This window comes from Prevotella sp. (assembly GCF_051059605.1).
GTDB lineage: Bacteria > Bacteroidota > Bacteroidia > Bacteroidales > Bacteroidaceae > Prevotella.
Genome location: NZ_CP050883.1, coordinates 791,420 through 815,836 on the forward strand (window position 1 = coordinate 791,420; position 24,417 = coordinate 815,836).

Sequence of the window (24,417 nt, forward strand, 5' to 3'; positions counted from 1 at the left end):
TTCAATAATTATTTTTTTACTCCAAATTTATAAATAGTTTTTTGCTTGTACTGTTCACCGGGATTTAATATTACCGATGGGAAGTAAGGTCTGTTTGGACTATCAGGGAAATGCTGTGCCTCAAAGCATATAGCACTTCTGCGAGGGAAAGTTGCTCCGTTTTGTCCTTTGTATCCGTCAGCCCAGTTGTCTGAATATACCTGAACACCAGGTTCTGTGGTATAAACTTCCATTGTTCTGCTGCTTACAGGTTCTGTAATTCTTGCTGCAAAACTCAGTTCATCTTCTTCTTTCTTGTTAAGTACAAAGCAATGATCATATCCTGCGCCGTTCTTGATTTGCTGATCGTCAGCATCAATATCTTTACCAACGGCTTTTGGAGTGCGGAAATCAAATGGTGTGTTGTCTACCTTCAGAATCTCACCAGTTGGAATACTGGTATCGTCAATAGGTATATAAAAATCTGCATTGATTTCACAAATAAGATTGTCAATTGTTGGTGTTGGGTTAGCAATACCTGCCAAAGAGAAGAAACCATGATTTGTTAGGTTGATAATCGTCTTTTTGTTAGTGCATGCTAAATACTCAATGATCAACTCGTTATCATTATTAAATGTATAGATAACAGTTGTCTTTAGTTCTCCAGAGAAGCCTTCTTCTCCATATGCACTAACATAGTGCAGAACAAGGCTCTGGTCGTTCATCAACTGTGCGTCCCAAACTCTTGCGTGAAAACCAGTTGGTCCTCCGTGAAGTGCGTTTGGCCCATTATTGATTGCCAATTGGTAATCTTTACCATGTAACTGGAATTTTCCTTTGTTAATACGATTGCCGTATCTTCCGATAAGAGTACTAAGATAGGGTTCAGGAGAGTTGATTACATCCTGAATGTTATCGTGTCCTTGAATTACGTTGGCACGATTGCCATTCTTGTCAGGAACCATAATAGCAACGATAGCACCACCATAATTTGTTATGGCTACTTCATTTCCATTAGCATTCTTTAGGATGAACAAGTCAGTTTCCTTTCCATTGATTGTGGCTTGAAAGTTTTCACGCTTTAAGCCACAGACGTTTTCATTTGGATCTGAGTTCATAATATGTTTTAAGTTTTTAGTTACAATATTTATATTGCAAAGTAACTGAAAAAAAATGAATAACCCAAATTATACACCGAAAAAATTCATCCGTATTAAGTTTTTTAAGCAATGTCTAAAGCTAACTTAACAGGTCGGCAACGATATAACTTGATCCTCCAACAAATATGAAGTCATCTTTGCCTGATTCTGCCAGTGCATTTTTATATGCCTCTTTTACATTATTATATATATTGCCATTCAAATGGTGCATAAGTGCTTTTTTAGCAACGGTCTCAGCAGGTATGGCTCTTTTATTTTTTGTTTGAGTCCAATAGTATATGGCGTTTTGTGGCAGCATATTCATTACGCTGTCAATATCCTTATCATCAACCATTCCAAATACGATTCTTAGTTGATTACATTTTTGTGCCTTAATCTGTTTTGATAGATATTGCCACCCACCAACGTTGTGACCTGTATCGCATATTGCACATGGATTTCTGTTTATCTCCATCCATCTACCCACAAGCCCTGTTGATTCTACAACATTATCTAAAGCTTTAATGCAGTCTGTTATGTCCAATCCATTATCTTTCAATACATTAACAGCATTAAGAATAGTGTTCATGTTACATACTTGATAGTCGCCGCCTAGTTCGCTATGAAAAGTTCCGAAATGTTTAGTGACATATTTCCTTCCACACAATTCATCAGCTTCACTTGATATAATCTCATTTGATTCTTGTGCAAAAGTTATCTGAGAATTGTTTTCTGTAGCCTTATTTTCAAATACGGGGCGTGTCTCAGTTACATACTCTCCAACAACAACAGGAGTATTTGGTTTTATTATTCCAGCTTTTTCTCCTGCTATTTTTGCTAATGTATTTCCAAGAAACTGTGTATGGTCTAAACTTATGTTTGTAATTATTGATAATAGAGGATTGATGATATTGGTACAGTCAAGTCTTCCGCCTAATCCAACTTCAATAACTGCTATATCTATATGCTGATCGGCAAAGTATTTGAATGCCATTGCTGTAGTAAGTTCAAAGAAACTAGGGTGGAGGGGCTCGAAGAATGAACGTTCTTTTTCTACAAAGTCAACCACGTAATCTTCGTCGACGCATTTTCCGTTAACCCTTATTCGCTCACGAAAGTCAACAATATGTGGTGATGTGTAAAGTCCAACTTTATATCCCTTATATTGCAGCATTGCGGCTAAAGAATGCGAGCATGATCCTTTGCCGTTAGTTCCAGCAATATGAATAGTTTTGAATTTCTTGTGAGGATGTCCGAAGTGTTCATCCAGCACAATAGTATTGTGCAAACCTTCCTTATAAGCAGAAGCACCCACATGTTCAAAAACAGGGGTGCTATTAAATAGGTAATTTACAGTTTCTTTATAGTTCATAATCAATTGAAATAGTTTTTAAACTTTTGAAAGATGGTTTGCTTTGTGTTAGCATCGCCCTTAAAGTTATCACTATCCTTGAATTTTTCTATTTCTTTTCTTTCTTCTTTTTCAAGAGTCTTAGGAACATATACACTTATATTGACAACCAAGTCGCCCATACCGCTGCCATAACCTTGCACGGCTGGTAGACCTTTTCCCCTTAATCTAAGGGTCTTTCCTGGTTGTGTGCCTGCGTCTATCTTAACTTTAACCTTTGTTCCTTGAATGGTAGGAATTTCAACTTCACCTCCAAGTGCAGCTGTAGGAAAATCAAGCAATAAGTTGTATATTAGGTCTTTATCATCGCGAACAAATGTATCGTTATCTTGTTCCTCTATATATACCTGAATATTTCCGTTTACTCCGTTATGAGGACCAGCATTGCCCTTGCCTGGTACATTTACTACCATACCTTGAGCTACACCTGCTGGTATCTGTATCTCAACAACTTCTTCTCCTTTTACGACACCTGAACCGCCACACTCTTTACATTTATTTTTTATAACTGTACCTTCTCCGTGGCATTCAGGACATTCAGTTTGTGTCTGCATCATACCCAGCATTGTGCGTACGGTTTTCATTACAACTCCATGTCCACCGCAAGTCTTGCAAGTTTCACTTGAACTTCCGTTTTCTGCACCTGTACCATGGCAATGACTACATTCTACATCTTTTCTTAACTTGAATTTCTTCGTTACGCCTGTAGCTATTTCTTGAAGAGAAAGAGTTACTTTCAATCTCAGGTCGTTACCACGATATTGTCTTGAGCGACCTTGTTGACCTCCTCCAAAGCCACCAAAGCCTCCGAATCCGCCACTGTGTCCACCGAATATATCACCAAACATAGAGAATATGTCGTCCATATCCATGCCTCCGCCACTGAATCCTCCTCCAAATCCTCCGGCTCCTTGTGGACCTTCGAATCCGAATTGGTCATAAGAAGAACGCTTCTGTTGGTCATGAAGTATATCATAAGCTTCAGCTGCCTCTTTGAACTTCTCTTCAGCCTCTTTGTTTCCCGGATTTCTATCTGGGTGATATTTGATGGCAATCTTTCGGTATGCCTTTTTTATTTCGTCATCTGTGGCAGTTTTTTGAACGCCAAGAACTTCGTAATAATCTCTTTTTTGTGCCATTGATTATTTCTGTTTATATGTTACTGTCCTACGGCTACTTTAGCATGTCTGATAACTTCGTCATTCATTGTATACCCACTTTGAACGCAGTCAATGACTTTTCCCTTCTTGTCATCACCCATTCCTGGAACCATAGCAATAGCCTCATGAAAATCAGTGTTGAAATCAGCATCTTCTGTTTCAATCTTCTTTACGCCCAAACTTTCAAGAGTTTTAATGAATTTATTGTCTATCATCTTTACGCCTTCTTTTATGGCAGTAGGATCTTCGCTCTTATCCATAGCAGCACGCTCTAAATCGTCAACTACTGTAAGAATTTCTTTTATAACTCTTTTACCACCATTAAGTATCAGCTCAGACTTTTCTTTTGCTGTACGTTTTCTAAAGTTATCAAATTCAGCAATAGTGCGCAATAACTGATCTTTAAGTTTTGCGTTTTCCTCTTTAAGAAGTTCAACAGGATCTTTTTCCTCAACAGTTTCTGTTTCTTCTTTTTTGTCATTCTCTTCTGCGCAATCTGCATTTTTGTCAGTCTCTTTGGCAGTATCGTTGTCAGTTTGTGTGTTGCAAGCTGTATTACTGTCAAGAGTTTCTTTGTCCAAATTCTCTGTATTTACGCTATTTTCTTGTTTTGCCATAATAATAATAATTTTTATATGGTATGTGCAATAATCATGCCATAGGAAAAGGTCTTCTCTATTTTTAAATGGGAGAAGACCTTTATCTTATTTGATGTCTGCAATTTTCTTATTGCATACCATACATTTTCATTCTTTGCTCTTTGATACCTTCGTCATGAATAAACTCATCATAAGGCATCAATTTGTCGATAGTTCCGTTTGGTGTCAGTTCTATTATTCTATCAGCTACGGTCTCAATGAATTCGTGGTCATGACTTGAGAATAATATGTTACCTTGGAATTGTACAAGGTTGTTGTTGAACGCCTGAATACTTTCAAGGTCCAAATGGTTTGTTGGAGTATCAAGAATAAGACAGTTTGCGTTTTGCAACTGCATTCTTGCAATCATACATCTCATTTTCTCACCACCTGAAAGAACATTTACCTTCTTGAGAACTTCTTCGCCGCTGAACAACATTCTTCCAAGGTATCCTTTCATCATAACCTCATTGCCTGTGCCATATTTGCCGAGCCAGTCTACAAGAGTTTCTTCGCTATTGAAGAAATCTGTATTGTCAAGTGGAAGATAGGCTGTAGTTATTGTTACGCCCCATTTATATTCGCCTGCGTCAGCCTTGCGGTTACCATTTATAATATCAAACAATGCTGTCATTGCCTTATGGTTGTGACTCAAGAATACCACTTTCTGTCCCTTCTCAATATTGAAGTTTATGTCTTCAAACAAGACTGTTCCGTCTGGCTCAATAGCTTTAAGATTTTCTACTTCCAATATCTGGTTACCTGGTTCACGTTCCATCTGGAAGATAATTCCCGGATATTTACGACTTGATGGACGTATTTCATCAACATTCAACTTATCAAGCATTTTCTTTCTTGATGTTGTTTGTTTGCTCTTTGCAACATTGGCAGAGAATCTGCGGATGAACTCTTCTAACTGCTTACGCTTTTCGTCAGCCTTCATCTTCTGGTTCTGTGCCTGACGCAATGCAAGCTGTGAACTTTCATACCAGAAAGAGTAGTTACCAGAGAATACGGTTACCTTTCCAAAGTCAATATCTATTGTCTGAGTTGAAACAGAGTCAAGAAAGTGACGGTCGTGACTTACAACAAGCACGGTCTGACTTTCATCTATCTCTCCAAGATAATCCTCAAGCCATTCTACTGTGTCCAAGTCCAAGTCATTGGTAGGCTCATCGAGTAGGAGGTTGTCTGGTTTTCCAAACAAAGCCTTGGCAAGCATTACGCGCACCTTTTCATTATTGCTAAGTTCAGACATCATTTTCTGATGCATTTTATCAGGAATACCAAGATTCTGCAATAGTTGTGCTGCATTACTTTCAGCCTCCCAACCATTCATTTCTGCGAATTTTTCCTCCAGTTCAGCTGCACGGTTACCGTCTTCTTCTGTCATCTCAGCCTTTGAATACAAGCGATCACGCTCGTTCATGTTATCCCACAAAGGCTCATGTCCCATTAGTACGGTATCTATAACACGAAATTCATCGTATTTGAAGTGATCCTGTTCCAATACAGACAAACGCTCGCCCGGACCTAACTCTACGGTTCCGTGGTTTGGTTCCAAGTCACCGCTTATTGCACGTAGCAATGTGGATTTTCCAGCACCGTTGGCACCGATAACTCCATAAATATTACCGCGTGTAAACTTAATGTTTACGTCCTTGTAAAGCACTCTCTTTCCGAATTGGATCGCAAGATTTGTAACTGTTATCATTTCTTATTTTCCTCTTTTTATAATACGGGTGCAAAGGTAAGCAAAATAATTCGTATTATTAAATTTTTAAGCGAAATTATCCTTAAAGCTAATGTTACATAGAGTTTTTATTTTTTATAAAGTTACGTCGCTACTGTATCATAACAAAATATTGAAAGACAATTAGTTGCATGCGCTTTGGTAATTTATAGCTATTCCATAGCAACATTCTTGAAAAGTGTCTACTTGCTAAATCAGCCTATCGACACTTTTTTAGAAATTTCATAGTGCCTAGATTCATTATAAACTAGATTAGTTTATAATAATATGAATCATCAACAGGCTCTAACCATTCATTACTGGCACCTTTACCAACATTTGTTGTATAAGTTAGATGTTGGAACCAGCTATCCTTAGATGCTCCGTGCCAGTGTTTTGTCTCTGCCGGAATTGAAATAACTTTACCTGGGAGCATTTCAATAGGTTCTTTGTCCCATTCCTGATACCAGCCACGACCCGTTACACATATTAATACTTGAGTCGACTCATGATGAATATGCCAATTGTTGCGACAAGAAGGTTCGAAAGTTACATTCACTGGACCACCATTTTCAGCATCCATAGATGCAAGGTAACTATGTCCGATGAAATATTTAGCATAGGCATCGTTTGGCTCTCCGATAGGATAGGCACTCATCATCTCAAACTCCTCGCGTGATTGTAGTGAGTCTTCTCCCCAGATTTCTTTGGCCATATTGAATGCAGCCCATGCTTTAGGCCATCCTGCATAGAAAGCCGTATGAGTAATAATCTCTACTATCTCATTTTTTGTAATACCATTTGCTTTAGCACTTATAAGATGAAATTTGAATGACGAATCAACTAGACCTTGAGACATTAATGCTACAACGGTAGTAAGTGAGCGATCACTAAGTGACATCTCATCTTGTCGGTTCCAAACTTCCCCGAAAAGAATGTCATCGTTTAGATGAGCAAACTCTGGTGCAAATTTTCCAAGTTGTTCGTGTCCAGCAGTCTGCTTAATTTCTTTTTTCATATTGCAATATATATTAATTTATTTACAAGTGCAAAATTATAAAGTTTAAACCGCACTAAAGGTGCATATATTCCCTTTATTTTTATCACTTTTACGGAATATAAGCTAATAAAGTAAAAAATAAGCGTCACAGATAATCTTTTATGCTTGCCTATCTAATAGGCACGCATATTTCGCATAAGTGCTTTCTTATCATTTTCATAGCATATCGCTCAATGATAGGTCTTGAAAAATCTATGGTATATCCAAGTGCTGATATATTGGTAAACATAGTAGACCAAGCCTGTTGTATGGATTCTGTGGTATGATCAACAGTAAATACACAATATATACCACCATTAAGTTCACGTGTAAGAACATTGTTATCATCTGTATGAAAAGTATTTGAAACAACTAAACATGCATCATAACGACAACTTTCTGGTAAAGTTACTTCAGGATTATCAAGAGCTATGCCTAATACAATTGAATCGTCATTTAAATTATTTGTTTTTCTTGCCCACGACTTCAATTGTTCCATTACTGTTTTACATTCGGTACCATAAGCTCCTGTTCTTCTTATATAAGCTATTGAGCAGGGATGCATAGTTTCTGTTCTTGTATCCATTTTAATTTGTTTATAATTCTTTCTGCAAATGTATAACATAATGATATCAGCGCAAAATGAATTTTAAAATAATTTAAAATGAAATAAAAAAATAACGAAGCGTAAATGTATCTTTTTATTTATCCAAATTAATTTGATGATTGAATATCAAGATAGCAATTGGCTAAAACAAATAGGAGAGGAGGGGAAGCGCAAGATTTTGTTGTTAATTTCAATCTACACAAGTTGCTTCATTTCTTTAACTATGAAGTGGCAACACTCAAAGAGTAAAGACACTTGATAGACTTATATTGATAATACAAAAAAAATAAGCGTCACAGATAATCTGCAACGCTTATTTTTATTTTGTTTCTATTTCTTCTTTCATATCAATAAACTCGCCCTTGCTATCATAGAATTCATATTGCAAGAAAGCCAGTTTTTGAGAAGGAATGATATGCACACCAAATCCATATTTTAATTGCCATTTACGTTTCAGGGAGATAAATCCCTTGTCAATAAATGCGGCAACATACGGATGAACATGCAAATAGAATTTAGAGACGCCAATCTTGTTAACTAGGTTGTCTATCTTTCTCTCTAGTTGATCTGTAAACAAAATGCTTGACTTTATTTTACCTGACCCATTACATGTAGGACAAGTCTCGTCAACATTAACATCCATTGCCGGACGTACTCGTTGACGTGTAATCTGCATCAAACCAAATTTACTTAGCGGAAGGATGTTATGTCTAGCTCTATCTTTCTGCATGTTTTTACACATACGTTCATAAAGCATTTGTCTATCTTCAGCCAAATTCATATCAATAAAATCAACGACTATGATTCCTCCCATGTCTCTTAGTCGCAATTGTCTTGCTAGTTCATCGGCTGCGCCAAGGTTTACATCCAAGGCATTCGCTTCCTGTCCGTTTTCGGATCTAGAACGATTTCCACTATTTACATCTACAACATGCAATGCCTCAGTATGCTCAATAATAAGATAAGCGCCATGCTTATAATTTATTGTCTTACCAAAGCTTGACTTAATCTGTTTTGTAACGTTGAAGTTGTCGAAGATTGGAACTTTACCTGTGTAAAGTTTAACAATACTAGCCTTATCAGGTGAGATAAGGGTTACGTAATGTTTTAGCTCTTCATATACATCTTCGTCGTTAACATAAATATTTTCGAAACTAGGATTAAACAAATCGCGTATCATCGCAATAGCTCTTCCTGTTTCTTCAAATGCTAATTGTGGTCGCTTTTGATTTTTTTGAACTTTTGTAATAGCGTCCTCCCAACGCTTTGCAAGTACTTTCAGTTCAGTATCAAGTTCTGCAACCCTTTTACCTTCAGCTACGGTTCTAACGATAACTCCGCAGTTTTTAGGTTTAATGCTGTAGATGAGCTGTTTTAATCTGGCACGCTCTTCTCCGCTTTTGATTTTTGACGATACTGAAACCTTATCTCCAAATGGAATAAGAACTAAAAATCTTCCAGCAAAAGACAGTTCTCCTGTGAGTCTAGGTCCTTTGGTTGAAATAGGTTCTTTTACGATTTGCACTAAAACATCTTGGCCAACAGTTAATGTCTGTTGAATACTACCGTCTTTTTTTAAATCAGGTTGCTTTGATGCTTTGTTAAATAGATAAAGTTTTTTTCTGTCACTGTCTACCTGTTTAAGGTATTTACAATAAGAGTTAAATTGACTACCTAAGTCAAGATAATGAAGAAAAGCGTCGCGTTCATAACCTACATCTACAAAGCAAGCGTTAAGTCCCGGCATGAGTTTCTTAACTTTTGCAGCATAAATGTTACCTACAGAAAAAGATGCCTGTCTAGGCTCGTTCTGGTACTCTACAAGGCTTTTATCCTCCAGCAGAGCAATCGAAATCTCTTTTTCCCTAACATCAATTACAACTTCGCTGGTCATTTTTTTTCAGTTAATCTTTTCTTAAGTTATACAAAGAGGGCATGTCACAGCTTCCTGGTGGATGCATTGACATGCCCCTAAGTCCTAATAGGCTGTCGAGCACTTACTTGCTCTTATGTCTATTCTTACGTAATCTCTTCTTACGCTTGTGAGTTGCCATCTTGTGGCCCTTCTTCTTCTTTCCGTTTGGCATAATTTTAAATTTTTTAAAATATAATGATTTAATTATTCATTCTTCATCAACTCAACAAAAGACTTTGCTGGCTTAAAGCTTGGCAAATCGTGAGCATCGATAGTCATCGTAGTATTTTTTAAAATATTGCGAGCGGTCTTGGCTGCTCTGTGCTTGATGACAAAACTACCGAACCCACGCAGGTATACATTTTCTTTTTTTTCAAGTAAACTGTTCTTGATAGTCTCCATGAAGCCTTCAACAACAGCTGTTACGTCTTTTTTCTGTACGCCTGTTGCCAAAGTGATTTCGTTAATGATATCCGATTTCGTCATTTGTATATCTGTATTTATTATTATTTTGTTGTATATTTTTATACGCTTTACCTTTTCAGGTTTGCAAATATACAAGTTTTTCGTTTCATATAAAAATTTATTGCTACTTTTTTGCGAATTCTTGCGCTCTTTTTTTTCAGAAGTGTTTAATTTTCATGCATTTAGCAATCCAAGTCAAACAAAAAGTATGCTGAATATTTCTTTGCAGCGTTGAATATATGTAAATATTTACGAATGTTACAATTCTATTACCCACATATTAATTTATAAATGCATGTTTCACATCGACTCTTATCATCTGTTGGTAAAAATGGTTTAGATGAATCTAGAATATCTTCTATCAATCGTTTTAGTCCGGCAACAAAATCATCTTTAAATTGGGCTATATCTGTAATTTTTTCTTTATTAAGAAGTAATGTTGGATCGTAGTCTTTTGCAAGAGTATGTTGAATAAAAAGCAGGGCAGGGCTTACTTTTATATTTTCAGGATTAATGTTCTTATCATCTCTTATTATCAATGCATATAGCATTGACTGCAAGAAATAGTTAGTATGATTGTTTATCTTTGAAGGATCAAAAATGTCATCAATAGAGTTTACTATTGCTCTATTGTTGTTTCCTGTTTTATAATCGATTATTCTTATCCTGTTATTTCCTGCTTCTTCTATTTCATCAATTCTATCTATGTTTCCATACAACTGTATAGTCTTTTGCTCATTGTCAGCACTTACCGTCAAATCCATTTTAACTGTTTTTTCCAATCCTAATATGCTGAAAGGTGCTAATTTTATGTCTATTCTAATCATCTGTTTCAGATAATCAAGAATAACTTGACGGTTGATTATTTGAAGTCCGTTATAATCTATTTTGGTGTTTTTAGGAATATTAAAGAGTTCTTCCTTGAATGCGGCATCAATTATTCTACTAAGTAGCGCCTCATTCTTTACATCGTCCTCCAAATCACTTTGATGAACAATAGAACCATTTAAATATTTCTGATAGAACAATTCTGCAGCCTTATGAAAAATATTACCGAATATGCGGTTATCAATTTCATCATCTTCATTATCAGGTTGCTTTATACCTGCTATGTATCTATAATAATATTGCAGCTGGCATCTCAAATAAACAGAAAAGGCAGTAGGTGACATCTTTTGGATAGATCTTATGATTGTCATCACTTTCTCGTCTTTAACAATAGCTTCTTTTATATGTGTCAGAGGATTTTGATTTGCATTAACGTTCACCTTTTGTATGTTATGATTGCCTTCTACCATAAGCTGCATCATAAATCTGCTCATTTCGCCCGTATTGGTATTACTTGTAGATTTATTATACATCAAAGTAATATCTGTAGCCCTTTGTAGCAGACTATGAAAATAATATGAGTAGATGGCTACCTTGTTATCTATGGTTGTAAGTCCATAAGCTTTTCTGATAGAATAGGGGATAAAAGAGGAATCATTTACGCCTTTAGGCATATTCCCCTCGTTGCATGATAATACCAAAACATGGTCAAAATCAAGATTACGAGTTTCAAGTACTCCCATAATCTGAATACCCACCACCGGTTCTCCATGGAAAGGTATACTTGTTGTTGATATAAGTTGATTTATTAGTTTGGTATATGTTTTTATATCTGCTTCAAGATCACCAGACTTTATCAAATCTCCCAATCTATTAAGCAATGTATACATTCTGAACAGTGATTCCTGCATTAAAGGATCAGATTCATTTTCTTGCGAGAAATTATTGCCGACAAGTTGTAACACTTCGGTTAACCAGATATTCAGAGAAAGAATATTCAGATTATCCTCTTTGAAAAGCAAAGAAAGTCCTTCATCCTTAGACAGATCTGTAGATGACTGATAAAATGAGCGCAGTTGTTTGTAATCATCCAATATGTTTTGAGCCTTATCTGACACATATTTTATATAAGGATGTCGTAGTAAAGTTTCAACCCATTTCATTCTGAATTTTCCAATGTCAGAGCGATATCCCATTGTTCTCAGCGAGATAAGCATCTTAACAAAAGAAGATACGGGCGATTGCTGTAGCGGATAACCTGTTGTGATATTAACATTTTCCACTTCAGAAGGAATACAATGAATGACTGTCTGTAATAGTTTTTCGTCAGCTAAAACAATAGCTGTTAGTTTGCCATCTTTATACCTGTCGTTATCAGTCAACCATTTTGATATATATCTAGCTTGTATGTTTTCAGTAGTAGCACTAAGATATTTGATATCTTTTTTACCGTCCAAGTTATGATATATCTCAGAATTGGAAATATCAAGTTCGTTAGGGAAGTATTTTAGATATTGCCTAATATATGTGCCAGCTTCGTGATTGACAATACCACGTGATTTCATAAAATAGTCATCAAAATCCCAATAGAATTTTGCACGTCCCAACTTCATAAGTCTACTGCACATTTCTTGTTCAACCTTCTGCATCATGTTGAAACCAACAAACAGATAATTATCATATTTGAAGTCCAGATTTTCAGTTTCAACTACTTCACGATATAATGCGCCTTCGTATGCGATGTTTTGGGATGCAAGTCGCTCTTTATAACTGCTATATATATTGCCGAAATTACTCCATAGAGTTAAAAACTTACGCTTAATCTCTGAGTCTTGTTCTTCGCTAAAGTTACTAAAGAACTGTTTTAGTATATCTTTCTGTGAATCTGTAAGATATGATAAATCATCAAACTCGTGGATATCTTTCAGATTGGCAAATACTTTTTGTGAATCTGCCATGTTCTTATCAATATCATCAAAATCAGCCAACATCAATTGTCCCCAACCATAGAACATGTCTAGGGTCTCATTCATTCCAGTGCATTCATTATATGTCTTATGCAAATCACAGATAAGTTTTATCTGTTCACCAACAGTCTTATCTGAATGGTTACGGAACAAATCACTAATTGTAATATACGTAGGACTCCATATAGGTTTGTCAACCAATCTAGCCAGTTCCTCATTCAGAAATAAAGCAGCACGTTTGTTTGGAAACACAACAGCTATACGTGATAGGTTGGTTCCATATTTCTTTATGATGTCTTCTGCAACGAAGTGTAAAAATGTTCTCATTTTATTTCAATTATATTTTTAGAGTAAATATACCACAAGTAACCATTTACATCAGAATATCCCATATCATGTAATAGTTGCATGTATTCCTTGACTTGAACCTTATGTTCTTCTCTAGGTGCGGCAAACTTAAAATCGACGACGATCATCTTTTTGCCATCAGTCATAACTCTATCTGGACGCTTAGTCTCAACTTTGTTATTTTCTGGATTTACTTTTAATATAGCGCATTCATTAAATACTTGCCATTTATCAGAAAACCATTCTTTAACTAAGTCATTGTTAAAGCTGTCACGAAGCATTTTCTGCAGTTTATCTGAAGTTATATTATTGTCGTAAACTACGCCTTCTTCTTCCAACTTTCTTAAAGAAGAATCTATATCTTTTTCTGTCTTTATTTCAGAAAGAATAGAATGCATGACATTGCCGACATTTATAAATTCTTTTTTCAGCATAGCTTGCTCATCTTCTATGCCGGCTTTAACAAATTCATCACTCTTATTACTCTGACGGAATTTCACGTTATTCTCATAATTTTTGATGCTTAGTGTTTCGTTTGTTGAAACGCCTTTAAATATATTACCGTCATCTGCCTTTTCCTTTACAGACAAGTCTTGTGGCAATTCTCCAAATTCAAACTCTATCGCTTGTTGATAATCGGCGTAATCACCAACAACCTGAGCCCCAAGAATATTGCTAACACTACCTAAACATCCTTCTATTATAGCAGATCTGGTTGTGCCGTTTTTATCACGCTTGCCATATATGTATAGCCCTATTTCTGCTCTTGTCAATGCAACATAAAGCAAGTTTAGATTGTCTACCATATTCTGCAAGTGCTCATGTGTATAGTCAGCTTCATAAATAGACCCCATCATCTGTTTCTTACTGAAATCAACCGGAACGACAGGTAGTTCATTATATGGCGAAACATTAGGTTGGCACCATATAACATTGTTTTTTTCAAGTTTCCAATCGCAAAACGGCATAATAACAAATCTGAATTCCAATCCTTTACTCTTATGAATTGTAATCAGTCTAATTCCATTTTCATCACTACTTTGTATTGAGCAATTGTGAATATTATCATCCCATTTAACAATGAAATCCCTCAAGTCGGGAATTCCGTCCTGCATATACTCGCTAAGTTTGTCGTAGAAAGCACAAATGTATGCATTCTGACTATCAAGAATATTTAAATCAAAAATTGAGAACAGAGCCTCTGCCAAATCCATTAATGGTAATCCTAAAAGAGCATCTTTATTCTTAAGGAATGCTTCTGGTAAAAGAGATTCAGAATATTCAGAACCTTGAAATATATCATTATCTTTTAACGTGTTACCTTTAATTGACTTAATATATACTTTAACTAATGATGCTAATGCTATTTCATCATCTGGCATCGCCAAGACTTTCATTGCATAGACCATAATATTAACAGCCTGAGATGCATCCAGATGAAAAGCCTCATCAGATACCAATTGCACTTCAGGCATATTTTGCATAAAATAGTCACCAATCTGTCTTATCAGTGGGTTGGTTCTAACCAAAATAGCGATATCCTTATCTGCTACACCCAATGATTTCAGTTCCTTCACTTTTTCTAGCGTCTGAGCAAGCATACTTTCAGTATAGTCTTCATCAGGCAACAACTTTATTTCTACCTTACCGATATTTTCGTTATCTTTATTTTCAGGAATTTGCTGTTCTACATCAGCATAAGCCTTTCTCATCTGTTCAGCTTCTTGACCATTTATTTCTGATAGCTCATTATATTCTATCTCGCTGGCACATTTGAAAAATTCATTATTAAATCTTACTATATTCTTTGATGAACGGTAATTGGTCGCCAGACTGCATTCTGAAACTTCGCCCTCGCTGAATTGTTTGTCAATATCGTTTAAAAGTCTCCAATCTCCAGAACGCCATCGGTAAATACTTTGCTTTACGTCTCCTACAATAAGATTCTTACCTTCACGGCTCATCGTTTCTTTTAATAACACCTTGAAGTTTTCCCATTGTACGGTACTGGTGTCCTGAAACTCATCAATCATTATATTTTGAAGTTGTGTGCCAATCTTCTCAAATATAAATGGTGAGTCGGAATCTTCTATCATAGAACTGAGCAATGTCTGTGTATCACTAAGCATAAAACGATTCACCTCATTGTTTAACTCAGTTACTTTGTCACCTATACATCCCAACAATCGTAACTGACTGAGATGGCGCAATGTAAGGTCTGCACTCTTATATAATTTTACCTGCTTTATCCTGATGTTCTCTGCATTATTAAGCATTTGCATCAATGTATCGCATACAAAATCATAAATAGGTTCACCCGGTTTGGCTAATTTCTTAACGACCCATCTCTCGGGAATAAATGCTGCTTCTTGTGCTGTCTTATTAAATATCTTTTCATCGTCAACAAAATCACCGCTTTTCAATTTAATGAAATATCCACATGGCCCAGAAGACTTACGTGAAAAGTCATCAACGCCATAACCATTTGCCTCAATTGTATCAAAGAAATTATCTGCAACCTCAGCAAGCTGGGCTTTAGCTTTACTTCTTATGTTTCTCAATTTTTGACTATAGTTCTTAAAGAAATCTTTTTGGTCAAGGATTTGTGAAAGTTCTTTCTGATTTTTCTTATAGTAGTCCTTGAAGATATTTAAACCGAAATTCTTAATCTGTGAAATCACATTCCATGATTTGTCATCTTCTATATTCTCATGAATATAATCAAGTATCCAATATAGTAGGAGCGAAGTTTCATCAAGACTCTCAATGAGTTCGTCAACAGCTTGCTGTTCTACTTGTGCATCATTAAGTTCAATCTTAAGATTCGCAGAAAGATCAAGTTCTTTTGCTAGATTTCTCAATACAGTCTGAAAGAATGCATCAATAGTCTCCACGCGGAAATAATTATAATTGTGTATTAGCAGTTGTAATGAAAGCCATGCACGATCACGTATTTGCTGTTCGCTGAAAGCAGACGACTCTTTTATTTTATCCAATAATGTATCAGAGTTCTTCAATCCTTTTGCAATGCCATACAGATCACTTAGAATTCGCATTTTCATCTCTTCTGTAGCCTTGTTTGTAAAGGTTACAGCAAGAGTCTGCCTAAATGATTGAGGATTTTCCACTAATAACTTGATGTATTCTAAAGCTAAAGTGAAAGTTTTTCCTGAGCCTGCACTGGCTCTATATACTGTTAAATTTTTCATTACCAATGTCTAAATAGTTCAAAACCGAATTTACACCCAAACTCTTTTACTTGACCGCTATCATTGCTGAGAAATACTCCCATTGAAAAGAGTCGGGTAGTGAACCCGTATCCCAATTCTATATATGGTTTGCAATCTTGTGAACCAAGAATACTAGCATAAATTCTTTCCATTTCAATAAAATGCCCTAGCACAGGAATGTGTGCACAAAATAGCAACTGATTTTCATACGTTACGTTTGCACGCGCATACCATTTTGAATCGTTATATTTATTAGAGTTAAGAAGTTCAAACTCTCCACTCCAATCATCATTCCAACCGCCAGGGATATGATTTTCTCTGAAATTACTATAATCAAGGAAGTAAGTGTGTTCGCCTTTTAAAGTATAGAAACCACTTCCTAATCTCATTTGCAGGGTTTCAAGTCGCTTTAATTTTAACTTCCATTGTGTGTCAAATTCCATTCTCTCGTAATTGATGTTGCCACCAAGAAATCCCTTTATTCCACGTTCGTAGTCTACAGCTACACTAGGACCATTCCAACCAATTGGGCGATATTGCAATTCTACGAGTGGAGCTACAGAAATATATCCTTCTGGCATTCCTGCAAGTTTGTATCCAACTTTATCAACAGCCAATCTGTTATGAAATATAACTCCAGCCTGTAAACCTATGTAGTCATTAAAGTCATAATTGTTCACAAACTTGATGTATCTATCCTTGAAATAAATCATTTTTGCATGATTATTTATGATGGAGTCACCTAATACCTGTTGCGCCTTATCAAGAACTTTGCTATTGCTTATCCAGTTGCCGTTTCCGAATTCAAATTCCAAGAAGCCATTTTTTCTCTTGTTATACCAAAAAATAATTGGAACGGTATAGTACAATTGCTTTTGCTTAAACGAATAACCGGCTCTAAAACGTGTTGACAACAAGCTGTTAGGCGTAAACATGTAGTTAAGTCTGACATCAACCTTATAAGTGAATCCACGCCTATGGTCATATCCCATATAAAGAGGGTTCAGGATAGGATTAATTTTAAGATAACCTTCGTTATTCTTGCCGAAATTACTTTTTATTCTGTTTACAACATTATCGCCAACAATATCCCAAAGAACCTTTTTTATTTTATTCTCATTCCTATTTACGTCAGTGGAATCAACAGAATCTTTCCTAGCATTTGTTTCTTCATCAATCCTGTAAAGTAACGATTCTTCAGAAGTAAGCGGCACAGGACGTACCTGTGCAAGAATATCCTTTTGGTTTTTTATGCTATCTGATATCAACTGAGGCAAACCATAAAAAGCTTGGAATTGTCCTTCGGTTACATTACCAAAGAATCTGAATCTGCATAATAGCTTTACATCGGTAGGGAGTAGCGATTTGATGCCATCTTCCCCCATGTTAATATCGAGAGAGAAATTGACCATATCATATTCCCCTTTCATGCTTGCACTAATAATCTTTCCTGAATTATAATCAACCAAAGCCTGTCCCTTAATAAGTTGGGTGTTGTTCATCTTTGGCTTGAAGTCTATTTTAGCAGTGCCGTTCAGTAAAAAGGTAACAAGATATTTATAATAGACTCTGTTTGCAGAATTAAATGGTGACAATATATCTCCATTGAATATGGTTGGACTATATATTTCTGGTGTGAGATACTTCAATACGGTGGTCATCGTATTCCTGTTGTGTGGAATAGTAGACAACTCAGTAATCTTTTCTACGTTATAATTATTAAATCCTTTGAAAATTATTTTTTCATAAGTTTCACCTAGATATCTGCGCTTTCCTCCATGGGCAACCGACCACATTGTAGGAACTGCAAGCAAAGTTATATTACGTTTCTTTACGAACAGTGAGTATTTGGTATAAGAATAGGCACTGTACTTTGGTATGTTTACAGTATCAATGCTTCCTTCATATTTGAAAATTCGATCAAGTAACATTTTATCAGGACGAGCTTTGTCGCTCGCCTTGACACATATTGTACTATACAGTATAATCAATATTACCGTAAAACATCTGATATATATGTTTGATAATCGTGTTTTCATTTTATCTTAGCGACAAAATTATAAAAAAGGCTTTAAATCACCAAATTTATGCATCTTTTTAATGAAGTTAGTTAGTATTCTTTCTTTTTTTAGTATTTTTGCATTTATAAAAATATAATTATATAATGAATCGCAGATTACTATTTGTTTTTTTATTATCAGTGTTAAATATATCCGTGTTTCACGCTCAGCAGAAAAGAGAATTCCGTGGAGCATGGATTCAGTGTGTTAATGGACAATTTATAGGGCTAGGCACAGAAGGTATGCAACAGACACTAAGAAGTCAACTTGACGAGATGCAACGTGATGGTGTCAATGCTGTTATATTTCAAGCGAGAGCAGAATGTGATGCCCTATATCAAAGTAATTACGAACCTTGGAGTAGATTTCTTACAGGACAGCAGGGTGTTGCCCCACAACCATATTGGGATCCTTTAAAATGGATGATAGATGAGTGTCATAAAAGGGGGATGGAACTCCATGCATGGATAAATCCTTATCGTGCAAAGACAAAGACAACATCTGTATTGGCATCCAGTCATATTGCAAATACAAATCCAGAGCGTGTATTCGAATATGATAATCAATACATTCTAAATCCTGGACAACCAGAAAATAGAGAATATATTTGTAAGATAGCAACTGACATTACTCGTAGATATGATATAGACGGTTTTCACATAGATGATTACTTCTACCCATATCCAGCACCTGGACAGACTATTCAGGATGATAAAGAGTACCAAAAATACAATAATGGAATTAAAGATAGGGGAGATTGGAGACGATACAATGTCAATCTTTTTATCAAGCAATTATCAGACAGCATACATGCTGTTAAGCCATGGGTGAAGTTTGGTATTTCTCCTTTCGGTATTTATAGAAACAAGAAAAACTCTCCTATTGGAAGTCAAACAAACGGACTGCAAAATTATGATGATTTGTATGCTGATGTTTTATTGTGGGTAAATAATGGTTGGGTTGACTATTGCGTTCCTCAATTATATTGGCAAGTAGGTCATAGTTCTGCTGATTATGAAGAGCTTATTAAATGGTGGAATAGATATGCAAGTAACCGACCATTATATATAGGTGAGGATGTAGAAAGAACTGTCAAATTTGCGGATCCACAAAATCCACAGAGCAATCAATTGCCATATAAGAGACGTCTTCACGATGAAATGAAGAATGTAGACGGAACAGTGTTATGGTATGCAAAATCATTTGTTGATGACATTGGCAATTATGCAACCACAATGCGTACAACTTACTGGCGCAATCCGGCATTGCAACCTCTAATGCCATTTATTGATTCAAAAGCTCCTAAAAAGCCTCGTGGTTTAAAGCCTGTTTGGACAAAGGACGGCTATATTCTATTCTGGCGTGCTCCAAAAGGAAAGAAATGGGGTGATGTAGCTACAAAATATGCTATATACAGATTTAATGCTGGTGAGAGTATCAATATTTCCAACCCGTCTAAAATAGTAAAGGTAACATCAGAAACTATTTATAAACTACCTTATGAAGACGGTAAAACAAAATATACATATATTGTTACTGCTCTTGACAGAATGAGTAATGAAAGTAAGATAGCAAAGAAGAAAATCAAATTGTAAAGATGATAAGAAACAATTATAATCGCCCTGGTGAATACGACTATTATGTCGTTGAACATAAAGGGATGTTGTTGGAATGGCTCTTGGAAAATGTCAAAGGCATGAGTAAGTCTAAAATAAAGTCTACTCTTCAAGGTCGTGGCATAAAAGTTGAGAAAAAGATAGTTACTAGATTTGACTACCCTTTAACTGAGGGTATGAAAATAACTGTAAGTAAGACTAAACAAAACAACAATACTTTTAAAAGTCGATATCTTAAGATCGTATTCGAAGATCAATACCTTGTCGTTATTGAAAAGAATATCGGCATATTATCAATGGCAGCAGGCCACTCATCACTAAATGTCAAAACTGTCCTTGATGACTATTTTAAAAGAAGTAATCAAAAATGTAGTGCTCATATTGTTCATCGCCTAGATCGTGACACGAGTGGACTGATGATCTATGCTAAAGATAAGGAAACAGAAATGTTGCTCGAAGAAGATTGGCATAACATAGTCTTTGATAGAAGATATGTTGCTGTTGTATCTGGTGAAATGGAACAGAATGAAGGCACTATCGCTAGCTGGCTGAAAGATAATAGTGCATACATCACATATTCTTCTCCTGTAGACAATGGTGGAAAATATGCCGTTACACATTTTCACGTGCTAGACAGAACTACAGAACATTCACTTGTAGAATATAAACTGGAAACAGGTAGAAAAAATCAGATTAGAGTACATTCAGCCGATATGGGTCATCCTGTATGTGGAGATATAAAATATGGTAATGGAGATAATCCTATAAAAAGATTATGTCTACATGCTTATGTGCTATCATTTTATCATCCAGTAACGCATGAGCCACTGAATTTTGAAACTCCTATTCCCCCACATTTTCGTCACATTTTTAAATAGAATATATGGTACATAATTTTGGATATTTTATCTTTATACTTATTGCGATAGTAGTAGGAATAATTACGATTAAAAAAGTTACAGGTTGCCTTATAAAAGGCATTATTGGTGTTGTGTTAATTGCAATATTAGCCCTGTTATACTTTTTATATTTCAGTTAAAACTCAAATGTAATTTTTGTATTAAGTAATCTACCAGAAAGGTAATTAGGTACAGCATATTGCTGGTTCGTTACATCTGTTATCCAGTAATAACTGTTGACATTATTTATTCCAAAAAGATTAAGACACTCTATACCAAGCCAAATGTTTTTAAAGACATTTGGCTTTTCTTTGTTTGCATTAGATAGAAGTCTATAACTCATACCGATATCGGCTCGTTTATATGCAGGAGCTCTAAACGAACTGCGGCCGTATTCATTATGTGGAGTTGAAAAAGGTAGACCGTCAGCATAACTCAATGATAGTGACATCTTCCATTTATCTGTTCCTGGGAAGTAGTCGGTATAAAACAAATTGATTGCGTATCGTTGATCTGTTGGCAAAGGAATGCTATAACCCTGAATATTCATTTTGGTATTCATCAATGATAGCGTAATCCATGAATTGGTATTCGGCACGAATTCACCATATAGTTTGAAGTCTATGCCTGCAGTGTGTCCTGAAGCCTCATTACGTCCATCGTATACCACCTTTACATTATTTACAGAATAGGGAATCAAATTGCTTAGTATCTTGTAATATGCATCAGCACTAAACTTGAATGGTCTATTTGCAACATTGAATCGGTAATCCATTCCTGCAATAAGATGTATAGACTTCTGACTTTTAATTTTGTTGTTCAACGAAACTGTAGTTATTCCGTTAGTGCTTGTTGTGTCGCGCAGTTCCTTGAAGAATGGGGCTTGGTAATACACGCCTGTTGCCAGTCTTAATGTGATGTTCTTGTTGAAAGATGGGATTACAACTAATGATATTCTTGGAGACACGATCGTTTCCTTGTTATAACTCCAATGGCTTATTCTTGCACCATAATTTAGTGTAAAGAGTGTATTCTCATTAGGACTTGTGAACTTCCATGAATCTTGAATATAACTTTCTATACGTCGTGAATTAATCTTATTGTTTGCATTTAAAGAGTAAATCATATTTAGGTCGGTTCCCGTATGTGGTATGCTGTAACCACTTGAATCCCTCATTTCATACTCATTACTGTATTCTTTTATGTGTTCATCTTTGAAAGTTATTCCTGCTTCAAGATGATGTTTGTCTATACTATGCTTTAATATCAGCTTTAGAATATTGACATTAGCCTTTAAATAGTTTCGTGCATGTTCAAAAAAAGTACCGACTCCAAGATTCTCTTGGCTTTCAGTTTGTGTAAGCCAATACTGACTTTGTATATCATATTGTTCCTTTTCATTTGATGTGAATGATGAAGCTGTTAATGAAATACTGCTGCTAGGGGAGAATAGCCTCGTTATTCCAACTGTAGCACTAGTAGTTTTGAAGATATCATTCTCCTGACCGTCAAAATACACATTAAATGATTTCACATTATCCATTGTACCAAATGTAGTCTCACGAGTTTTAGGATAAAAATTATAATGGTTGCTATTATAGTTTCCTATGATATCAAAGCTCCATTTCGAATTCGGTCTATAAGAAAAATATGTTTGATAATCTGTGAAATTCGGTCTGTATTCACCTGATGTTTGAAGTGAATTAAGTAAAAAACGATTATTGTTATATCGAAAGCTGTTAGTCCAAGAAAACTTCTTATTACCGAATCCAATATATGCATCAGCAGACATTAGACTTGCGGATACAACAGATTCAAATTTCTCTGGTTTCTTATAGGTTATGTCAAGAACTGAAGACATCTTATCACCATACTTTGCTGTAAAACCACCGTTTGAGAAGTCTATATTCTCAACCATATATGGACTAATCGCAGATAAGCCTTCTTGTTGTCCGCTTTTTATAAGGAAGGGACGGTATATTTCATTGCCATTAATATAGATACTATTCTCATCAAACGAGCCACCTCTTACGTTATACTGTGATGAAAATTCACTGTGTGTTGATACACCTGATTGCAATTGAACAAGTTTTTCAACTGTATTTGAATTAGCTCCAGAATTAAGATTCTGTAAATCGGTTTTCTTAAGATCCTGTAATAAACCAGATTGTATTTTCTGCCCTGTAACTTCGACGGTTTCTAGTGTATTGTCATTTGGGTACATTGTAACCAAAAGCGTTTGTTTCCCTCTTGGTTTAATTAAAACTTTTGTCTTGGTCTTATAACCAATCATCGAAAACTTAACCTTTATACTATCAGTAGAAAATAAAGAAATAGAAAATTCTCCTTTAGAAGAAGTCAAAGCAAGTTTACCCTGATTCAGTACTGAAACAGATGCAAATTCTATTGGCTTATTGTCAGCGTCAAGAACTCTTCCATGAAGAAGAAAACTTTGCGCGTCAATATTCAGCACAAATCCAATTGATATTATAAGTAGGAATAGCTTTAACCTCATATACTATATACAAACGAAAATCACATTCGATTATTGTATATGGGGTGCTAATGATGATAACGTCATCTCTGCTTGAAAAAGTTTTTTGATGCCACCATTGTTATAATGTCGCTAATCCTTTATTAATTGAGAAGATAATATTCTCTTTAACACAAGGTGGTAATTTGATATAGTAAGTTGAAATATCAAATCTAACTAATATTTTTTTTGGGGGCTGCTTTAAGGAGGTGCTAATTTTAAAAAAATAAATGGTAGAGTATACTTTTTTACAAGTTTATATGTTTGATTGGTAAAAAAATATTATATTTGCAATTGAAATATAACTTAACGAAAGTAACATGCCTGAAAAGTATTAAGCATACCATGTCTGCAGTGAGTCTTATAGGTTCTATGTTAGATGGTAATTGAGAGGTTAAACAAAGTGATAAAGTCACAATGTTCTAGGATTTCTCAGAAAGCTCAAACTATACTAGTATGCAATTAGATTTTAAACATTAACAATTAAAATTAATTTAGCCCTATGGAATTAATAACTTTATTATCTACAACGATGACATTTCTTACGCCATATATTGCAACTGCTGGCGAGGAATTCAGTAAACAAATTGGGAAAGATCTTTGGGGATGGTTAAAAGGGAAAATTGGAACCAAACTTCCTGGTAATCCATCCATCAAAGATCAAGAAGATATCAAGAAAATTATTGAAGAGGAACTTGACAATAATAATTTTTTTGCGAAAGAGCTTTTACTGAAAATAGATGAATTGCAGAAAGCTAATTCTGGTCGAGGTGATCAAATTGTCATAAATAATGCTGAGGTCGGTAAGCAAGTGAATTTTGAAGATAATTATGGACCCATCTATCTATAAC

General features: G+C 35.4%; 16 protein-coding genes. 3 read left to right on the forward strand and 13 right to left on the reverse strand.

What is annotated here, in order from left to right; translation table 11 throughout:
• Window positions 1-8: 8 nt before the first annotated feature.
• The 12 genes from HEQ28_RS03110 to HEQ28_RS03165 all read right to left on the reverse strand — a co-directional run bounded on the left by HEQ28_RS03110 (window position 9) and on the right by HEQ28_RS03165 (window position 18,497).
• Window positions 9-1,097 (reverse strand): aldose epimerase family protein, encoded by a 1,089-nt coding sequence (locus HEQ28_RS03110; RefSeq protein ID WP_434503724.1) that lies wholly within the window; start codon window positions 1,095-1,097, stop codon window positions 9-11.
• Window positions 1,098-1,218: 121 nt separating this feature from the next.
• Window positions 1,219-2,490 (reverse strand): bifunctional folylpolyglutamate synthase/dihydrofolate synthase, encoded by a 1,272-nt coding sequence (locus tag HEQ28_RS03115; RefSeq protein WP_434503725.1) that lies wholly within the window; start codon window positions 2,488-2,490, stop codon window positions 1,219-1,221.
• 2 nt (window positions 2,491-2,492) lie between these two features.
• Complete coding sequence (gene dnaJ / locus HEQ28_RS03120; RefSeq protein WP_434503726.1) at window positions 2,493-3,668, reverse strand: molecular chaperone DnaJ; 1,176 nt, start codon at window positions 3,666-3,668, stop codon at window positions 2,493-2,495.
• Between the two features lie 20 nt (window positions 3,669-3,688).
• Window positions 3,689-4,306: a nucleotide exchange factor GrpE gene (locus HEQ28_RS03125; protein ID WP_434503727.1), complete on the reverse strand. Its 618-nt coding sequence runs from the start codon at window positions 4,304-4,306 to the stop codon at window positions 3,689-3,691.
• 109 nt (window positions 4,307-4,415) lie between these two features.
• A complete protein-coding gene (locus HEQ28_RS03130; protein ID WP_434503729.1) occupies window positions 4,416-6,041 on the reverse strand; it encodes an ABC-F family ATP-binding cassette domain-containing protein in 1,626 nt (541 codons plus the stop codon).
• A 286-nt stretch (window positions 6,042-6,327) separates the two neighbouring features.
• Window positions 6,328-7,077 carry a carboxymuconolactone decarboxylase family protein gene (locus HEQ28_RS03135; protein WP_434503730.1) on the reverse strand — a complete coding sequence of 250 codons (750 nt, stop codon included), beginning with the start codon at window positions 7,075-7,077 and terminating at the stop codon, window positions 6,328-6,330.
• A gap of 151 nt (window positions 7,078-7,228) precedes the next feature.
• Window positions 7,229-7,684, reverse strand: coding sequence for an AraC family transcriptional regulator (locus HEQ28_RS03140; protein WP_434503731.1), 456 nt, complete (start codon window positions 7,682-7,684; stop codon window positions 7,229-7,231).
• A gap of 340 nt (window positions 7,685-8,024) precedes the next feature.
• Window positions 8,025-9,599 (reverse strand): Rne/Rng family ribonuclease, encoded by a 1,575-nt coding sequence (locus tag HEQ28_RS03145; RefSeq protein ID WP_434503732.1) that lies wholly within the window; start codon window positions 9,597-9,599, stop codon window positions 8,025-8,027.
• A 225-nt stretch (window positions 9,600-9,824) separates the two neighbouring features.
• The gene (locus HEQ28_RS03150) at window positions 9,825-10,106 is read right to left on the reverse strand and encodes an HU family DNA-binding protein (RefSeq protein WP_018464664.1); all 282 of its coding nucleotides are present in this window, start codon (window positions 10,104-10,106) and stop codon (window positions 9,825-9,827) included.
• Window positions 10,107-10,354: 248 nt separating this feature from the next.
• The gene (locus HEQ28_RS03155; RefSeq protein ID WP_434503733.1) at window positions 10,355-13,207 is read right to left on the reverse strand and encodes a PD-(D/E)XK nuclease family protein; all 2,853 of its coding nucleotides are present in this window, start codon (window positions 13,205-13,207) and stop codon (window positions 10,355-10,357) included.
• Entirely contained in the window at window positions 13,204-16,437 is a 3,234-nt protein-coding gene (locus tag HEQ28_RS03160; protein ID WP_434503734.1) for a UvrD-helicase domain-containing protein, read from the reverse strand. The genes HEQ28_RS03155 and HEQ28_RS03160 overlap by 4 nt, the downstream gene beginning before the upstream one ends.
• Entirely contained in the window at window positions 16,437-18,497 is a 2,061-nt protein-coding gene (locus HEQ28_RS03165; RefSeq protein WP_434503735.1) for a DUF5686 family protein, read from the reverse strand. The genes HEQ28_RS03160 and HEQ28_RS03165 overlap by 1 nt, the downstream gene beginning before the upstream one ends.
• A 125-nt stretch (window positions 18,498-18,622) precedes the next feature.
• Between HEQ28_RS03165 and HEQ28_RS03170 the strand changes: the two genes are divergently transcribed.
• Entirely contained in the window at window positions 18,623-20,113 is a 1,491-nt protein-coding gene (locus HEQ28_RS03170) for a glycoside hydrolase family 10 protein (protein ID WP_434503736.1), read from the forward strand.
• A gap of 2 nt (window positions 20,114-20,115) precedes the next feature.
• Entirely contained in the window at window positions 20,116-21,012 is an 897-nt protein-coding gene (locus tag HEQ28_RS03175; RefSeq protein WP_434503737.1) for an RluA family pseudouridine synthase, read from the forward strand.
• Between the two features lie 157 nt (window positions 21,013-21,169).
• Here HEQ28_RS03175 and HEQ28_RS03180 read toward each other — a convergent pair whose 3' ends face one another.
• Window positions 21,170-23,548: a TonB-dependent receptor gene (locus HEQ28_RS03180; RefSeq protein WP_434503738.1), complete on the reverse strand. Its 2,379-nt coding sequence runs from the start codon at window positions 23,546-23,548 to the stop codon at window positions 21,170-21,172.
• 520 nt (window positions 23,549-24,068) lie between these two features.
• On the opposite strand from HEQ28_RS03180, the gene HEQ28_RS03185 reads away from it, so the two are divergent.
• Window positions 24,069-24,416, forward strand: a complete 348-nt coding sequence (locus HEQ28_RS03185; protein ID WP_434503739.1) for a hypothetical protein — start codon at window positions 24,069-24,071, stop codon at window positions 24,414-24,416.
• The last annotated feature ends 1 nt before the right edge of the window (window position 24,417 follow it).

Excerpts from the sequence above, each read along its gene's own strand:
- HEQ28_RS03115 (WP_434503725.1), bottom strand. The coding sequence starts at position 2,490 with ATGAACTATAAAGAAACTGTAAATTACCTATTTAATAGCACCCCTGTT.
- HEQ28_RS03140 (WP_434503731.1), bottom strand. The coding sequence starts at position 7,684 with ATGGATACAAGAACAGAAACTATGCATCCCTGCTCAATAGCTTATATA.
- HEQ28_RS03135 (WP_434503730.1), bottom strand. The coding sequence starts at position 7,077 with ATGAAAAAAGAAATTAAGCAGACTGCTGGACACGAACAACTTGGAAAA.
- HEQ28_RS03170 (WP_434503736.1), top strand. The coding sequence starts at position 18,623 with ATGAATCGCAGATTACTATTTGTTTTTTTATTATCAGTGTTAAATATA.
- HEQ28_RS03130 (WP_434503729.1), bottom strand. The coding sequence starts at position 6,041 with ATGATAACAGTTACAAATCTTGCGATCCAATTCGGAAAGAGAGTGCTT.
- HEQ28_RS03155 (WP_434503733.1), bottom strand. The coding sequence starts at position 13,207 with ATGAGAACATTTTTACACTTCGTTGCAGAAGACATCATAAAGAAATAT.
- HEQ28_RS03175 (WP_434503737.1), top strand. The coding sequence starts at position 20,116 with ATGATAAGAAACAATTATAATCGCCCTGGTGAATACGACTATTATGTC.
- HEQ28_RS03160 (WP_434503734.1), bottom strand. The coding sequence starts at position 16,437 with ATGAAAAATTTAACAGTATATAGAGCCAGTGCAGGCTCAGGAAAAACT.
- HEQ28_RS03180 (WP_434503738.1), bottom strand. The coding sequence starts at position 23,548 with ATGAGGTTAAAGCTATTCCTACTTATAATATCAATTGGATTTGTGCTG.
- HEQ28_RS03145 (WP_434503732.1), bottom strand. The coding sequence starts at position 9,599 with ATGACCAGCGAAGTTGTAATTGATGTTAGGGAAAAAGAGATTTCGATT.
- HEQ28_RS03165 (WP_434503735.1), bottom strand. The coding sequence starts at position 18,497 with ATGAAAACACGATTATCAAACATATATATCAGATGTTTTACGGTAATA.
- HEQ28_RS03185 (WP_434503739.1), top strand. The coding sequence starts at position 24,069 with ATGGAATTAATAACTTTATTATCTACAACGATGACATTTCTTACGCCA.
- HEQ28_RS03125 (WP_434503727.1), bottom strand. The coding sequence starts at position 4,306 with ATGGCAAAACAAGAAAATAGCGTAAATACAGAGAATTTGGACAAAGAA.
- dnaJ (WP_434503726.1), bottom strand. The coding sequence starts at position 3,668 with ATGGCACAAAAAAGAGATTATTACGAAGTTCTTGGCGTTCAAAAAACT.
- HEQ28_RS03110 (WP_434503724.1), bottom strand. The coding sequence starts at position 1,097 with ATGAACTCAGATCCAAATGAAAACGTCTGTGGCTTAAAGCGTGAAAAC.
- HEQ28_RS03150 (WP_018464664.1), bottom strand. The coding sequence starts at position 10,106 with ATGACGAAATCGGATATCATTAACGAAATCACTTTGGCAACAGGCGTA.